Here is a 15507-nt window from a genome sequence, read left to right on the forward strand (position 1 = left end):
AGAAATTTGCCCATTTTTTGCATTCCGTTTTAATACACACACTAAAAATATAAAGTCATGAAAAGATATTTCATACTCCTTCTTTGTTTTATTTTTTCGGGAATAAATGCACAGGAAGAATCGGGAGCCGTACCTTCAGAAAAGATGAATATCGTCAAAACGAATGTTACAGGGTACGTGTTCAGAAATATTAATCTTTCCTATGAAAGAGCTTTTAACAGATGGTTTTCGGTCAATATGGGATTCGGAGCCATGCCCGAAGGAAAAGTTCCATTTATCAATTCATTTTTAAATGACGAAGACGAAAAAAGATTTCAAAATCTTGAAGTAAAAGCATTCAATTTCACCATAGAACCCCGTTTCTATATAGGACATGGATATGGTAAAGGATTTTATTTTGCACCGTATTACCGCTATTCCAAAGTAACTTCCAACACCTTCGATTTTTATTATGATTACCGACTTAATGGAAATACCTACCGAATTCCTATAAAAGGCTTCGGAAACACTAACGGAAACAGTGGCGGCTTAATGGTCGGAGTACAGTTCTTTCTCACCAGAAAACAAAACTTAGTCTTGGATTTCTGGATTGCTGGAGCACATTACGGAGCCGGAAAAGGAGACTTCACCATGACCAGCGATGTTATTTTGACACCCGATATGCAGGCGCAACTGAAAAAAGAAATTGAAGATCTTGATATTCCTTATGTGAAATATACCGTAGAAACCAACGCCAACGGAGCCTATGTAAAAGTAGATGGCCCATGGATTGGTTTTAGAAGCGGATTGTCTTTAGGATTTAGATTTTAAAAAATTTTATTGAATATTTTTGAAACTGTTCCATCATCGAACGGTTTTAATTTTCAATAAAAAATAAATATCTTTCCTGCATGAATTCATCACAAATCACCACCACACAAAGGATTAAAGCTATCGTAGGCGGATCGATAGGAAATTTGGTAGAATGATACGATTGGTATGCCTATGCTGCATTTGCCATTTATTTTTCCAATTCATTTTTCCCGGATTCGGATCTTACAGCACAACTTTTAAATACCGCAGGGATTTTTGCAGTCGGTTTTCTTATGAGACCTGTAGGAGGATGGCTTTTCGGGAGTATTGCGGACAGAGTCGGAAGAAAAAAAGCAATGACACTCTCTGTTTTACTAATGTCTTTTGGCTCTTTATTAATTGCGTTGACCCCTACTTATCAAACGATAGGTGTTTTAGCACCGCTATTATTACTTATTGCAAGATTATTACAGGGCTTAAGTGTGGGTGGAGAATATGGAGTATCAGCAACTTACCTCAGCGAAATGGCAACCAACGACCGACGAGGATTTTACTCTAGTTTTCAATATGTTACATTAATTGGTGGACAGTTAATTGCATTGGGAATCCAGTTGATTTTACAAAAATTATTGTTAACGGAGGCTCAGCTTGAAGATTGGGGATGGAGAATTCCCTTTGTTATTGGAGCTTTACTTTCTGTGATTGCTTTATATCTGAGATCAAACCTTCATGAAACCAAAGCTTTTGAAAATAAAAAAGAGGCCAGCGAAAAGAAAAAAGGAACCATCAAAGAATTATTAAAGCATCCCAAAGCTTTATTAACTGTCGTAGGATTAACCTTAGGCGGAACACTGGCTTTTTACACTTACACCACCTATATGCAGAAATTCCTGGTTAATACTGTTCATCTTACAAAAGAGGAATCTACGCTTATATCTTTTATTTCCTTGTTTATTTTTGCATGTTTGCAGCCTGTTTTCGGAGCTTTATCCGATAAAATAGGAAGAAGACCGCTATTATTAAGCTTCGGGATTTTAGGTACAATTTTTACGTATCCACTGCTGAATGCTTTAAGCCATACTACTTCAATGTGGGGCGCATTTTCCCTGATTATGTCAGCGTTGATTATTGTGAGTGGCTATACATCAATTAATGCCGTGGTGAAAGCCGAACTTTTTCCTTCTGAAGTAAGAGCCTTAGGAGTTGGATTGCCTTATGCTTTAACGGTTGCCATCTTTGGAGGAACAGCTGAATATATTGCGCTTTGGTTTAAACAGGCCAATGTAGAACATTACTTTTACTGGTATATTACCGCTTGTATTTTCTTTTCGTTTGTAGTTTACGCAAGAATGAAAGATACGAAAGAAACATCAGCTTTGGATAAAGATTAATTCTATAGTATAAATAAAAAAGCGCGGCTCAGATTCTCTGAGCCGCGCTTTTTTATTTTAATGATAAGCTTGTTTAAACTTCTCTAAAATACTGTCTAAATTATGCCTCTGCACATACACACTCTTCACATCTTCGTACCTTGGTGACTTATAAAAAACTTCATGGAAATCCATACTCCCGTTTCCTACTTTTACTACTTTCTGCACATCGATATTCAATTTTCTAAGTTCATCTTTAAAAACTTGAAATTCATCTTGGATATTCTTCATCTATATATTGGTTTTAATTAAAAAATAATCAATTTACTTCAAACACCCTGCCATTTTTTAGGGGTATATTCAATTTTTCATTAAAGTTAATAAATTTACCCGAATAAACATAAGATTTGTTAACAATTTATTCATATAAATGTAAAATAAAAACCTTTTTTACAATATCCATACACATTCCTTATATTTACATCCGAAAGAAATCTTTTGCAATCATGAATATTAAAGCACTTTTTATTTTATTCTTCATTAGTTTATCTGTATCACTGCAAGCCCAGAAAACAGAGTTTCAGGCTCCTGATTATTCATTGATCAAAAAGAATATAGAAGATAAAAGTTCTGAATTTTATTACCCCCGTGTTTTAAAAAGGCTAAAAGAGAATGATACCCTGCTTACCAATGAGCATTACAGACATCTTTATTTTGGTTTTACTTTCCAGAAAAACTATAAACCTTATAAAATCAGTAAGAACAATGACGAGCTGAAAAAGTATTATCTTGGTGAGGTTACTGAGAAAGATTTTCCAAAAGGAATTAAACTTTTCACTGAAGAGCTGGAAGAAAATCCGTTTAACCTTCGTGCCATGAATTATCTGGCTTACCTTTATCACCTCAACAAAGATGAGGTTACAGCAAAGAAAATGTCTAAAAATTTCCACGGGTTGCTGGATGCTGTTTTATCTTCCGGTGACGGTCAAAAATGCGAAACAGGATTTCATGTGATTGCAGTACCGGATGAATACGTTCTTTTAAATATGTTTCAGATGGAAACTCAATCTCAAAGCTACTCCGGAAAATGTGACTATATAGAATTTGAAAAGGATAAGTATAAAGTACCCGGCTTATATTTTGACGTAAGTATATTTTACGGGAAATTTTAATCAGTCCAAAAAAAATAAAGGTTAAAATCAATGTTGATTTTAAAACCTTTATTTTATATTTAAATATCATTTATTTTGATTCTTCTTGTTCCTCCTCCATTTCCACTTCATGTCTTAGCTGAGCTTTATACAATGTTGCATAATATCCGTTTTTGTCTAAAAGCTCCAGATGTCTTCCTTCTTCAACGATCTTTCCGTGTTCCATTACGATAATTTTATCGGCTTTTTCTATCGTAGAAAGTCGATGTGCAATAATAATTGACGTTCTGTTTTTAGTGATCTTTTCTGTCGCTCTCTGAATTAATTTTTCACTTTCATGATCTATAGATGAGGTGGCTTCATCCAGAATTAAAATTTTCGGATCAGATAAATAAGCTCTTAGAAACGATAATAATTGTCTTTGCCCTAATGAAATGGATGAACCTCTTTCACTTACTACATAATCATATCCTCCCGGAAGCTGCTCTATAAATTGGTCTACCTCAATTTCTTTTGCTCCTGCTTTTATTTTATCTAAAGTGATAGTTTCGTCACCAAACGCAAGGTTCTCAAAAATACTTCCATGAAACAGGAACACATCCTGCAATACAACTCCAATATGACTTCTCAGATTGTATAATTCATAGTCTTTAAGATTAACATCATCAATAAGGATATTTCCTGAATTAATATCATACAATCTTGTAATTAAGCTGATAATGGTAGATTTTCCGGCTCCGGTTGCCCCTACAATTGCTACCGTTTCTCCTGGATTAACCTTGAAATCAATTCCTTTTAGAACTTCCTGCTTATCATCATAGGCAAAACGAACGTTATGGAATTCAATTTTCCCGTCAAAATGGTCTTTTTTTACCGTTCCCGTATTCGGCATTGCATAGTCTTCATCCATCAACCCCAATACTCTTTCGGCTCCTACAATTCCTCGCTGAATATTATTAAATCGGTCCGCGATCTGTCTTAACGGACGAATCAACATGGAAATATACTGAATAAATGCAATTACCACTCCCGCACTGATGGTAATATAGCCCCCGTAGAAAAGAATAAATCCGATAAAAAGTGAAGAGATCAACTCCACTACAGGGAAGAACAATGAGAAAATAAATACAGTTCTCAATAAAGCTCCTTTCAGAGTAATATTAATATCATCAAATTTTTTAAACTCAGATTCCTGTCTATTAAAAACCTGAATAATAGACATTCCGGCTAATCTTTCCTGAACAAAAGAGTTCTGATTCGCAGTCCAGTTTCTTTCATCTCCAAAAGCCTTCTTCAGCCTTTTCTGGAAAAACCTTGTGATAATAACCATTAAAGGCAAAATAGCCAATGTAATGTAACTCAGGTGAACATTCGTACTGAACATCATTACCAGTACAAAAATGATCCTTAGCACATCTCCGAAAACCATCAGAAAACCGTCTGTATAAACTGTTGCGATTGTTTCAACGTCACCTACGGCTCTTGTCACCAGTTGCCCGATCGGAGTTTTATCAAAAAATGATGTCTTAAAATAGATCAACTTCCCGTAAAGCCTTTCTCTGATATCTCTGATTACATTTTGCGAGATATAGTTGGAGAAATAGACTAAGAAAAAGTTCAAGATTGTTTCGGCAAAGACCAGACCTACCAACAGATAGATATGCTGCATCATGAGCGCTTTGTCTTTTAGCTTCGTAATATCATTATCCACAACTTCCATAGTGAGATAAGGCCTATACGTGGAAACCATTGCCAGTAAGATGGAGATAATCAGCGTAATGATGAACCAAGAACGAAACTTCATCCCAATAAAGAACAGCCGCTTGATAATTCCCCAGGTATCTTGTTTTTTCATTGTACGAATTGAAGAAAGAATTAAAATAAAATTCTCTGCAAAAATAAGACTTTCAAATTTCTCAGCCTTTACAACTTCATTAAATACTCATGAAAATTTCAGATAGCTGTTATTTATGCTATGAATATTAATTGACTTTTTTCAGCCAGTCCAGAATATATCCTGCGACTTCCTCCCAGTTTTTCTCCCCTGCAATGAAATGACTTCTTCCGGGAAATGCTTTAAAGTCGACAATACTGTTTTTATCCTGATAAGCACCAGCAATTTTTCTTGAAAACTCCGCCGGAAAAATATGGTCATTTTCACCGGCAATGAACAATAAAGGTTCGTGAGGTTTCTTTAAATCTAATTTTGCAGAAGATTTAAACAACGGATCTTTTGCCAGTTTTCTGCTTTCAGGAGCAGCCACCGTTTCATATAGCTTATCACTTTCTTCTTTAGAATAATTATTGAAAAATGCTTTATGATACCATTCTTTTGAACCCATAAATACGGTGTTCCCTTTAAAGAAATTCACCACAGGCCAAACGATTTTCACGGTAGAAAAAGGAGCCATTACATTTTTTGGAGGCGCTCCGTCGATACTTACCCCGGCAACCGCTTTTCCCATATCAATCAGTTTCTGAACCATCAATCCTCCGAATGAATGTCCGATTACAATCGGTTTTTCAGGTAATGTGTCAATAAATAGGGATAAATAGGCAACAACATCATCAAAACCTACATCTTTCAAATCTGCCGGAATATTCTTTTTCAGTTCTTTCGGATCACCATGATGTCCCGGATTAGCAGGAGTGTGTACAGTGTAGCCTTGTGCTTCGAAATAAGTTTTCCATTCTTTCCAGCCTGTATTATTCACAAATAGCCCATGAATCAATACGATAGTTTTTGTTTTCATAACTTTTATTTTTTATTGGTTTTAAATTATGAGACAAAGTTCCGCGAATAAAATGAGGATAATTTTAACCTTGGTTAAAATCGTACTACTTACCCGAAATTCTTTTCCGGATTCTGCTTAAAGACGGTCCCTGTATTCCTAAATACGAGGAAATATGATACAACGGAACATTGTTGAAAATATCAGGATGCTGTTTAATAAGATCTAAATACCGTTCTTCAGGAGATTTTAAAATAAATCCTTCTATGCGACTCATCGTAACATTAAAAGCTTCCTGTGCCAGAAGTCTACCAAACTTTTCCCACCGATGCGATTTCTGATATAGTGAAAGCAAATCTGTATACCGGATGTAAATAATGGAAGCATCCGTTAAAGCCTGAGTATGATAATCACATGGAATCTGATTAATGAAACTTTTAAAGGAAACCACAAAACCATTGGCCGAATACAAAAAAACGTTTTTTTCTTCTCCGGTCTTTTCATCTATCGTATAAGAACGAAAAACGCCGTCAACAATAAATCCCAAATAAGTACAAACCGTTCCGTGAAGGTTGTAAAAATCTCCTTTCCTGTAATCTTTGGGAAGCCAGAAATCTTCGGATAATTTAAAATCATCTTCTGAAAGTCCCGCAAAATGATTCAATGCAAAAGCTAATCTTTCTATTTCTTCCATGGTTTTTAGTTTTTATATACAATTAAAATGGTGACTTTGAAATATCAAGTCACCATAATATATTATTCTGTTTTGCCAATTTCTTCGATTTCTAAAGAAGGTTTTTTTATGTTTTCTTTTTTAAATTTATTCTCTAAAATTCTATAAAAGCCATAAACAGCCGCAATAGCAATTAACCAGCTTATTATATTAATTAAAGAAAAACCTCTATAATCATTCTCATTATATGAATCGGTAATTCCCTGATAAAATCCATAAAAAAAAAGAAATCCGACTTGAAATCCCAAGTAAATAGCAATTGCAAGCAGTCCAAAATGCCATTTAGTTTTTCCAAATCTTTCAGCGAGCCCAGCATAATATCTATAAGCTCCGATTAAAATAAAAATTGACATCATAATGTTATTAGTTTTTTATATGTTTTTTATTCAAATTCATATCCCACATCCACCAGATACAACCCATGAGCGGGCGCGGAAGTTCCTGCAGAATTACGATGTTTGTCTTCAATTACTTTTCGTAAATCTTCAGGCTTTATTTTTCCTGAACCTATTTCAACCATCGTTCCGACAATTGCTCTCACCATATTCCGTAAAAAACGGTTCGCCGAAACGGTGAATTTCAATTCACTTCCATTTTGCTCCCACTCCGCTTTGTACATCTTGCAAAGATTAGTTTTGTTGTCGGTATGCAATTTTGCAAAACTTGTAAAATCTTCATACTCAAATAAAATTTTACAGGCTTCATTCATTTTATCAATATCCAAAGGTTTTCTCCAGTGTTGCCAAGCCAATTCTTCCGTAAACGGATTTTTCTCCAACGAAATATAGTACTCATAAGTTCTGAATGTAGCATCAAATCTGGCATGAAAACCATCTTTCACCTGGAAAATTCTTTTAATGGAAATATCCGGTGGAAGGAAGCTATTCAATTTTCTGGGAAGATCATCATCTAAAACTTTTTCTGTATCAAAATGGGCGAAAATCTTCTTCGCATGAACGCCGGTATCCGTTCTCCCCGCTCCCGTTGTCTTAATTTCTTCCCTTAAAATAGTGGAAAGTGCTTTTTCCAATTCTTCCTGCACAGAAATCGCATTCGGCTGAATCTGATAACCGAAATAATTTTTACCGTTGTAAGAAAATTCAATAAAATACCTCAATGTAATAGTTTAACTTTACAAAAATACTTTAATTTAATAAAATATTTGTTGAAAAGTCGTTGTGAATATGAGACAAAATGATGTTGAAATTCCTATTTTTGCATACGTATGAAAAGATGGTACCTTTATCCTTTTTCCCTCGGTTATCATTTGGTAACGGGTATCCGGAACACAATGTATGATTTGGGGATTTTTAAATCTACAAAATTCAAAACTCCGATTATCTGTGTCGGAAATCTTTCTGTGGGCGGAAGTGGAAAATCACCAATGGTGATGTATCTTGCTCAGTTTTTATCAAAACACTATAGAACCGGAGTGCTTTCACGTGGCTATGGAAGAGTTACCAAAGGTTATGAAGTAACGAACTACGACAGCAACTATAAAATGGTGGGTGATGAAGCGATGCAGTTGTTTGAGCGTTTCAAAAACCGTTTTGTCATTGCTGTTTCCGAAGAAAGAGTTCCCGGAGCTAAGAAAGTCATTGCCGATATGGATCTTGATGTGCTTGTACTGGATGATGCCATGCAGCACAGAGCTATAAAACCTGGGTTCAATATTTTAATGACCGATTTTAATGATCCTTATTTTAAAGATCATTTACTTCCGGCAGGAGATTTAAGAGAATCCAGAGCAGGCGCCAGAAGAGCAGACATTATTATGGTCAGCAAATGTCCTGATGAACTTACGGAAGAAACCAAGCAATATTATATCTCGAGAATACGACCGGATCGTACCCAGAAAGTATTCTTTTCATCGATTGGCTATGACGAAAATGTGTACGGAAAAGAAAAAATGCTTCCGGACAACAACCTGAATTATTATGATATTCTATTAATTACTGGAATTGCCAATCCAAAACCTTTGTTGCAGCACCTAGCCAAATTTTCACAAAGGGTAAAGCATTTAAAATTCAGAGATCATCATAATTTTACGGATGACGATATTAAAAAAATTGTTGCCGAATACAAAAAACTGGGCGAATATAAATTAATCTTAACCACAGAAAAAGATTACGTACGTCTTAAAACTTTTGACTATCTTAGAGATATTGTTTACTACTGGCCTATTAATGTGATCATTGATAAGAAAGAAGAATTCAATCAAATCATCTTAGATTATGTTAGAAAAAATTAAGCAAACCGCCGGGTTTATCCAAAATATTATTCGGGAAACTCCTGATTTCGCCATCGTTTTAGGTTCCGGGTTAGGAAAGCTTCAGGATGAAGTGGAAGCCATTTCCATTCTTGAATACAAAGACATTCCTAATTTTCCGCAAACCACTGTTGTTGGTCACAGCGGAAAATTGATCTACGGAATCTTGGAAGGCAAAAAAGTACTGATGATGAGCGGCCGCTTTCATTACTATGAAGGCCATTCCATGGAAACAGTGACTTTTCCTATCAGGGTTTTTAATTTGTTAGGCATTCAAAATTTAATTCTTTCTAATGCTTGCGGCGGGGTAAATCCCAATTATAACATCGCTGATATTGTTATGGTAAAAGACCATATCAATATGATGCCTGAACATCCGCTTCGTGGCAGAAATATAGATGAACTGGGACCTCGCTTCGTTGATATGAGTGAGCCTTACAACAAAAAAATGATTTCTGTTGCAGAGCAATTTGCCAAAGAGAACAATATTAAAGTTCACCAAGGCATCTACGTTGCTTTACAAGGGCCAACTTTTGAAACTCCGGCAGAATACGGAATGATAAAAGCAATCGGTGGTGATATGGTGGGTATGAGTACCGTTCCTGAAGTAATTGTTGCCAAACACATGAATATGGATGTTTTCTGTGTTTCCGTAATTACTGATTTGGGAGGACCGGATATCGCCTTCACTGTTTCTCACGAAGAAGTTTTAAATGCAGCTAATAAAGCCATGCCTAATGTCATCACTTTGGTAAAAGGTTTGGTGAAAAACTATCAATAGACAATCTCAATCTATAAATTTTTTCTAATTCATAAGAAACTGATCTCAAATTGCGTTTCATTGTTTAGATTTGCATAAAATGAAATTGAAACAATGAGAAAATTAGTATTAATTTTTGCATTAAGTATTTTTGGACTGGGGTATTCTCAGGATATTCCAAAAGTCCTTAAAACCGGTTTTTCCAAAGAAGCATTACAGCAGAAAGTAGAAGACGAAGATGGAAAAAGCATTACTATTCAGCAAATTTTGGATCAGCATAAAGGAAAAGTATTGGTTATTGATTTCTGGGCAGGCTGGTGCAGAGATTGTCTGAAAGCACTTCCTAAAGCTAAAGAACTGGAAGAAAACAATAAAAATATTGATTTCGTATTCCTATCGCTCGATCGCTCCAAAGAAGGTTTTGATAAAAGCTTGGAAAGATTTGAAATGAAAGACAAAGAAAATTATTGGTTTGCTTCCGGCTGGAAAAATGATTTCAACAATTATGTTGATCTCAACTGGATTCCCAGATATATGGTGATTGATCAAAAATCTGCTATTGCAAAATACTATGCCATTTCTCCTGAAGATCCTGAAATTCAGACTACAATTGACAAGCTGTTAAAATAAATAAAGTTTAGGCTAAGATTGAGATTAAGAATCTCATTGCACTCTAAAACTATAATAAGAAAATACAGGAATCCATATCTTTGTGATATGGATTTTCCTTTTCCTATCCGCAAAATAATTCATGTCGATATGGATGCATTTTATGCTTCCGTAGAGCAGCATGACAATCCTGCGTTAAGAGGAAAACCCATTGCTGTCGGTGGCGGACACCGCGGTGTGGTTTCTGCAGCCAGCTATGAAGCCAGAAAATTTGGAGTTCGTTCTGCGATGCCCAGTAAAATAGCCAAAGAAAAATGTCCCCATCTTATTTTTGTTCCGCCACGCTTTGCACGGTATAAAGAAATTTCAAGGAAAATAAGGGAGATTTTTTATGAATATACAGATCTTGTAGAACCACTTTCATTAGATGAAGCATATCTTGATGTAACTGAAAATAAAAAAGGAATAGAATCTGCCAATCAGATTGCAAAGGAAATCCGGCAGAAAATATTTAACGAAACCGGACTTACCGCTTCTGCCGGAATTTCGGTCAACAAATTTTTAGCTAAAGTAGCTTCTGATATTAATAAGCCGAACGGACAAAAAACGATTCATCCTGACAAAATTGAAGCCTTTTTAGAGGAATTGCCTGTCGAAAAGTTTTATGGAGTAGGAAAAGTTACAGCTAACAAAATGTTCAGCTTGGGAATTTTTAAAGGAAAAGATTTAAAGAAAAGATCTATTGAGGATCTGACCAGAATGTTCGGCAAATCTGGTGGGTATTACTACAATGTCGTCCGCGGAATTCATCATTCTGAAGTAAAACCTCATCGCATACAGAAAAGTGTGGCCGTTGAAAGAACTTTTTTTGAGGATCTTTTCGATGAACAGCAAATCAATGAAAAGCTGGAGAGTTTAAGCACAGAACTTCATTTAAGATTACAAAAAAATAATATTCTCGGCCGAACCTTAACGTTAAAAATTAAATATAAAGATTTCTCTCTTTTTACAAGAAGCATTACTAAAGAAGAATATTTTTCTTCGGCAGACCAATATTTCAATACCGGAAAAAAACTCTGGGAACTTCGTCCGTTCGACAAACCTGTCCGTTTACTCGGACTCTCGCTATCCCATTTGAATACTGAAGATCAAAAGCTGGTTTCTGTTCAACTAAAAATCCCGTTTAAAGAATTTGAAGATCAATAGTTTGTAAATTTTCACTATCTTGTAGAAACCAAATTTTACAAAGTATGAACCAGACTATGATTCAATTCTTCCACTGGTACTCGGAAGGGAACGGAAAACTTTGGCAAGAAGCTGAAAAACAGGCAAAATATTTATCCAAATTAGGAATCACATCAGTTTGGTTCCCACCTGCTTACAAAGGCGCAAACGGAGGCTATTCTATTGGCTATGATACGTACGATCTGTTTGATCTCGGGGAATTTGATCAGAAAGGAACCATCCCTACCAAATATGGAACAAAAGATCAGTATTTAAAGGCCATTAAAACCCTCAAGAAAAATAATATTCAAATCATTGTTGATATTGTACTGGGACATAAAGGCGGTGGTGATGAGCTGGAAACCTTTAAAGTGGTAAAAGTAGATGAAAACAACCGTGAAAAAGTGATTTCTGATGTTTTTGAAATACAGTCCTATACTAAATTTACTTTCCCGGGAAGAGGAAAAAAATATTCAGAATTCGAATGGAATTTCACCTGCTTCAGCGGAACAGATTATGCAGAGGGCATGGATAAACATATCTATAAAATTCAATCTGAATACGGAAATGACTGGGAAGAAATGATTGATGATGAAAAAGGAAATTATGATTACCTTATGTTCAATGATATTGAGCATCGGAATCCTCATGTACGTGAAGAGCTGAATTATTGGGCCAAATGGTATTTTGATCAGACCGATTTTGACGGAGTAAGACTCGACGCTTTGAAGCATATTTCTTTTGATTTTTACAAAGAATGGCTCACTTTATTACGTTCCAATTCCGGAAAAAATATTTTTGCCGTAGGTGAATACTGGGCTCCCGGACATCTGCATCTGCTTCAGAAATATCTTGAAGTAACAGAAGGCTGCATGAGCTTATTTGACAGTTCTTTGCAGAATAATTTCCATACAGCCTCCAAAGAAGGCGGTTCTTATGACTTGCGACGAATTTTTGATGAAACCTTAACATTAGCAGATCCTATACATTCCGTTACTTTAGTGGATAATCATGATACACAGCCCTTACAGAAACTGGAAGCTCCCGTAGAGTCATGGTTCAAACCTATTGCTTACGCACTGATTTTACTTAGGGAAAAAGGTTATCCATGTGTTTTTTATCCTGATTTATATGGCGCTCATTATGTAGATAAAGATGGAACAGGGAATGATCAGGAAATTTTTCTTCCTAAAGTCGATAAGATTGAAGAACTGCTAAAAGCCCGAAAAGATCATGCTTACGGAGCTCAAAGGGATTATTTTGAAGACGCCAATTGCCTGGGCTGGATTCGGGAAGGAGATCAGGAACATACCGGCTGCGCTGTTGTGATCAGCAATAAAGATGCCTATAATAAACCTATGGAGGTCGGAAAACAATACTCCGGAAAAAAGTTTCATGATCTCTTGAAAAGATTTAAGGAAAAAGTAACGATTGATGAAAATGGCTGGGGGAATTTCCCTGTTCCGGCAGGAAACGTGAGTGTTTGGATTCCTGAATAATTTTGGAATTATTAAGTCGTAGGTATGCTGAATAATGTGAATAGTATCGTTTTTAAAGGCTAACCTTTCTTAGCTCCAGAATTTCAGGTTTTTCCGAGTCTTCAGAAATTTTTCCGGTTCTGGCAAATTCGGCCCAAAGTGCCCGAAGTTTTTTTCCATTTTCCCGGATATGCTTCCAGGGCACATCTTTTAGTAATTCCGAGTCTTTCCATGCCGTTTCATTTTCAAAAATTAACGGAAGATCGATACAATGGGAAGCTCCGATATAATTATTTTTTATTCTGGAATGAATCTTAAACTGATAAATATTCCCGCCTCCCTCCGCATAGTTTCGGGCGAAAATATTTGCGGGGTTTTCGTAGATAGATTCTGTGGTTTTCCGAACAATCCTGTTGAGAATTTTTTCGTGGAGGTACGTGTACAGTCCTTCTTTAGCTGTTTTTACATAAAAAGCTGTTTCATCATGATTTAAACCTATCAGTACATCATACTTTTTAGCATTTTCTTTCCATTTCGGAAAGCTTTCTTCTTCTTTACACAAAGGCGGGTATCCATATTGTGTACAAAAAGGCATGGAGGTTTTTAATCCGTATCTCATAAATGACGGCAAAAATTTTGAATAGCTTTCCGTCATTTTCAGAGGATCTTCTTCATCTTTTAAGAATGCCGTTTTCTGAAAAAACTCAAGAGACATTTTGCTTCTTTTAAGACGAAAACCAAGAGGAGCACTCTGAATAATGAGTCTTTGGAACAAATTTTCAATGTCTTCCGAAATCATTAAATGCGCAATTGCATCTCCTCCGGAAGACTGTCCGAAAAGTGTAATGTTTTCAGGATTTCCTCCAAAGCTTTCAATATTATTTTTGATCCATTTTAAAGCTTCAATGATATCAAAAAGTCCCAAATTCGGAGGTCTTTTTTCATCACCGCCTAGAAAACCGAAAAGTCCAAGGCGATAAGAAACAGAAACTACAATAATATTTTGCTCCTTTACCCAAACCGAAGGATCTGAAGTGGGAAGATCTCCACAACCAACTTCATAAGAACCGCCATGAATCCAGACTACCACAGGAAGTTTTTCATTTTCTTTAAAAATCTCAGGACGGGTAACTGTTAAATATTGCGTGGATTCATCAGCATGAAACTTTTCAATGTCCGTTTTCCCAATGAGTCGTTCCAGAAGCGGACTTATTTTCTGCGGACAAACCGGGGTTTTATCGGGAAAAGTAACATCTGACGAATATTCTGCCGGAACGGGCTTCTGATATCTTTCTGATGTTGCATAACGAATACTCTTAGCTTTAATAACTCCATTTTCTTTTAAAGCTAAAATTTTCCCGAAAGAGGTTTGAAAAGTACGAGTTTTAATGTTTTGCTGTGATGTCATCGGGTTTCAAATAGTGAGCAAAGGCTCCAGATTTTTCAACTTCAATTTACAACTTTTTTGTTTGACCTTAATTTAAGGTTTTGTATTCACTGGGAGACACTCCCACTTTACTTTTGAACAGTCTTGTAAAATGCTGAGGATATTTAAAGCCTAGGTCATAAGAAATCTCACTGATGGATTTTTCCGCATCAAAAATCTGATCTTTGGCAACATCAATCAATTTATTGTGGATATATTCCTGTGCAGAAATTCCGAGTTCTTTTTTGATCAAATCCCCAAAATAATTGGCCGAAAGGTTGAGCTGCTCGGCAAAATAGTTGACCATAGGAAAGCCTAAGTTTTTAGGTTTGTCAGATTTTAAATACTCATTCAGCAGATTTTCAAATTTACCGATAACTCCCTGATTGATATGATCTCTTGTAATAAACTGCCGGTCATAGAAACGCATACAATAATTTAAAAACAATTCAATATTGTTTACAATTAAGGATTTACTATGTTTATCAATAGGCTGTTCCAGTTCATGCTTTATATTTTTAAAACATTCCAGAATAATTTCCCTTTCTTTTTCTGAAAGGTGCAATGCTTCATGAACTTCGTAAGAAAAGAAATTATAGTTGTTGATATTTTTGCCCAAATTGGTTCCTTTCAATAAATCAGGATGAAAAATTAAGGCAAAACCCGCAGGCTGAATATAAGTATCTGCATTATAAATTCCATAAGTCTGTCCCGGAGCAATAAAGACCAGCGTTCCTTCCTGATAATCATAGCTGTGCTTTCCATACAGCATATCTCCACACATCACATCTTTTAAGAAAACCGTATAAAATCCAAATTTCCTAATATACTGGCAAATAGGGTTCGCTTTAGAAAAATCAACTACACTTATTAACGGATGCATCGTTTCATGATTCATCATTTTATTGTATTCCGCAACTGTATTAAATATTTCAACCTTCTGATTTTCCATGAAGTATATTT

At 35.6% G+C, this 15507-nt stretch carries 15 protein-coding genes and 1 pseudogene; 8 read left to right on the top strand and 8 right to left on the bottom strand.

All coding sequences use genetic code 11. The features are described 5' to 3' along the window. Positions 1-57: 57 nt before the first annotated feature. Both MKS83_RS10235 and MKS83_RS10240 read left to right on the top strand, forming a co-directional pair. Positions 58-810 carry a DUF3575 domain-containing protein gene (locus tag MKS83_RS10235; protein WP_240583085.1) on the top strand — a complete coding sequence of 251 codons (753 nt, stop codon included), beginning with the start codon at positions 58-60 and terminating at the stop codon, positions 808-810. Between the two features lie 185 nt (positions 811-995). Further along, positions 996-2183: pseudogene (locus MKS83_RS10240) on the top strand (MFS transporter); the annotation flags it as partial. A 57-nt stretch (positions 2184-2240) separates the two neighbouring features. Here the strand turns inward: MKS83_RS10240 and MKS83_RS10245 are convergent. Further along, entirely contained in the window at positions 2241-2453 is a 213-nt protein-coding gene (locus tag MKS83_RS10245) for a hypothetical protein (RefSeq protein ID WP_100376743.1), read from the bottom strand. A gap of 215 nt (positions 2454-2668) precedes the next feature. On the opposite strand from MKS83_RS10245, the gene MKS83_RS10250 reads away from it, so the two are divergent. Further along, positions 2669-3334, top strand: coding sequence for a DUF4919 domain-containing protein (locus MKS83_RS10250; RefSeq protein ID WP_240583086.1), 666 nt, complete (start codon positions 2669-2671; stop codon positions 3332-3334). 70 nt (positions 3335-3404) lie between these two features. Here the strand turns inward: MKS83_RS10250 and MKS83_RS10255 are convergent, their stop codons facing one another. From MKS83_RS10255 to truA, 5 genes are all read right to left on the bottom strand, one after another. Beyond that, on the bottom strand, positions 3405-5168 hold the full coding sequence (locus MKS83_RS10255; protein ID WP_240583087.1) for an ABC transporter ATP-binding protein: 1764 nt from the start codon (positions 5166-5168) through the stop codon (positions 3405-3407). A 127-nt stretch (positions 5169-5295) separates the two neighbouring features. Next, a complete protein-coding gene (locus tag MKS83_RS10260; protein WP_240583088.1) occupies positions 5296-6066 on the bottom strand; it encodes an alpha/beta hydrolase in 771 nt (256 codons plus the stop codon). A gap of 85 nt (positions 6067-6151) precedes the next feature. Next, positions 6152-6739: a Crp/Fnr family transcriptional regulator gene (locus MKS83_RS10265; RefSeq protein WP_240583089.1), complete on the bottom strand. Its 588-nt coding sequence runs from the start codon at positions 6737-6739 to the stop codon at positions 6152-6154. Positions 6740-6801: 62 nt separating this feature from the next. Beyond that, the gene (locus tag MKS83_RS10270; protein WP_240583090.1) at positions 6802-7134 is read right to left on the bottom strand and encodes a hypothetical protein; all 333 of its coding nucleotides are present in this window, start codon (positions 7132-7134) and stop codon (positions 6802-6804) included. A gap of 26 nt (positions 7135-7160) precedes the next feature. Then, positions 7161-7895 (bottom strand): tRNA pseudouridine(38-40) synthase TruA, encoded by a 735-nt coding sequence (gene truA, locus MKS83_RS10275; RefSeq protein ID WP_240583091.1) that lies wholly within the window; start codon positions 7893-7895, stop codon positions 7161-7163. Between the two features lie 108 nt (positions 7896-8003). Between truA and lpxK the strand changes: the two genes are divergently transcribed. The 5 genes from lpxK (at position 8004) to MKS83_RS10300 (ending at position 13139) form a co-directional block, all read left to right on the top strand. Then, positions 8004-9029 carry a tetraacyldisaccharide 4'-kinase gene (lpxK, locus tag MKS83_RS10280; RefSeq protein ID WP_100376747.1) on the top strand — a complete coding sequence of 342 codons (1026 nt, stop codon included), beginning with the start codon at positions 8004-8006 and terminating at the stop codon, positions 9027-9029. Further along, complete coding sequence (locus MKS83_RS10285) at positions 9013-9828, top strand: purine-nucleoside phosphorylase (protein WP_240583092.1); 816 nt, start codon at positions 9013-9015, stop codon at positions 9826-9828. The genes lpxK and MKS83_RS10285 overlap by 17 nt, the downstream gene beginning before the upstream one ends. 93 nt (positions 9829-9921) lie before the next feature. Then, positions 9922-10437 (top strand): TlpA family protein disulfide reductase, encoded by a 516-nt coding sequence (locus MKS83_RS10290; RefSeq protein ID WP_240583093.1) that lies wholly within the window; start codon positions 9922-9924, stop codon positions 10435-10437. An 87-nt stretch (positions 10438-10524) separates the two neighbouring features. After that, positions 10525-11622: a DNA polymerase IV gene (gene dinB, locus MKS83_RS10295; RefSeq protein WP_240583094.1), complete on the top strand. Its 1098-nt coding sequence runs from the start codon at positions 10525-10527 to the stop codon at positions 11620-11622. Between the two features lie 44 nt (positions 11623-11666). Further along, positions 11667-13139 carry an alpha-amylase gene (locus MKS83_RS10300; RefSeq protein WP_240583095.1) on the top strand — a complete coding sequence of 491 codons (1473 nt, stop codon included), beginning with the start codon at positions 11667-11669 and terminating at the stop codon, positions 13137-13139. A 52-nt stretch (positions 13140-13191) separates the two neighbouring features. On the opposite strand, the gene MKS83_RS10305 is transcribed toward MKS83_RS10300, so the two are convergent. Next, positions 13192-14526, bottom strand: a complete 1335-nt coding sequence (locus tag MKS83_RS10305; protein WP_240583096.1) for a carboxylesterase family protein — start codon at positions 14524-14526, stop codon at positions 13192-13194. A 67-nt stretch (positions 14527-14593) separates the two neighbouring features. After that, the gene (locus MKS83_RS10310; protein WP_240583097.1) at positions 14594-15496 is read right to left on the bottom strand and encodes a helix-turn-helix domain-containing protein; all 903 of its coding nucleotides are present in this window, start codon (positions 15494-15496) and stop codon (positions 14594-14596) included. Positions 15497-15507: the final 11 nt, after the last annotated feature.

It is taken from the genome of Chryseobacterium sp. Y16C (genome assembly GCF_022488405.1).
GTDB lineage: Bacteria > Bacteroidota > Bacteroidia > Flavobacteriales > Weeksellaceae > Chryseobacterium > Chryseobacterium geocarposphaerae.

Excerpts from the sequence above, each read along its gene's own strand:
- MKS83_RS10245 (WP_100376743.1), bottom strand. The coding sequence starts at position 2,453 with ATGAAGAATATCCAAGATGAATTTCAAGTTTTTAAAGATGAACTTAGA.
- lpxK (WP_100376747.1), top strand. The coding sequence starts at position 8,004 with ATGAAAAGATGGTACCTTTATCCTTTTTCCCTCGGTTATCATTTGGTA.
- MKS83_RS10310 (WP_240583097.1), bottom strand. The coding sequence starts at position 15,496 with ATGGAAAATCAGAAGGTTGAAATATTTAATACAGTTGCGGAATACAAT.
- MKS83_RS10260 (WP_240583088.1), bottom strand. The coding sequence starts at position 6,066 with ATGAAAACAAAAACTATCGTATTGATTCATGGGCTATTTGTGAATAAT.
- MKS83_RS10290 (WP_240583093.1), top strand. The coding sequence starts at position 9,922 with ATGAGAAAATTAGTATTAATTTTTGCATTAAGTATTTTTGGACTGGGG.
- MKS83_RS10250 (WP_240583086.1), top strand. The coding sequence starts at position 2,669 with ATGAATATTAAAGCACTTTTTATTTTATTCTTCATTAGTTTATCTGTA.
- MKS83_RS10235 (WP_240583085.1), top strand. The coding sequence starts at position 58 with ATGAAAAGATATTTCATACTCCTTCTTTGTTTTATTTTTTCGGGAATA.
- MKS83_RS10270 (WP_240583090.1), bottom strand. The coding sequence starts at position 7,134 with ATGATGTCAATTTTTATTTTAATCGGAGCTTATAGATATTATGCTGGG.
- MKS83_RS10305 (WP_240583096.1), bottom strand. The coding sequence starts at position 14,526 with ATGACATCACAGCAAAACATTAAAACTCGTACTTTTCAAACCTCTTTC.
- MKS83_RS10285 (WP_240583092.1), top strand. The coding sequence starts at position 9,013 with ATGTTAGAAAAAATTAAGCAAACCGCCGGGTTTATCCAAAATATTATT.
- MKS83_RS10255 (WP_240583087.1), bottom strand. The coding sequence starts at position 5,168 with ATGAAAAAACAAGATACCTGGGGAATTATCAAGCGGCTGTTCTTTATT.
- MKS83_RS10300 (WP_240583095.1), top strand. The coding sequence starts at position 11,667 with ATGAACCAGACTATGATTCAATTCTTCCACTGGTACTCGGAAGGGAAC.
- dinB (WP_240583094.1), top strand. The coding sequence starts at position 10,525 with ATGGATTTTCCTTTTCCTATCCGCAAAATAATTCATGTCGATATGGAT.
- MKS83_RS10265 (WP_240583089.1), bottom strand. The coding sequence starts at position 6,739 with ATGGAAGAAATAGAAAGATTAGCTTTTGCATTGAATCATTTTGCGGGA.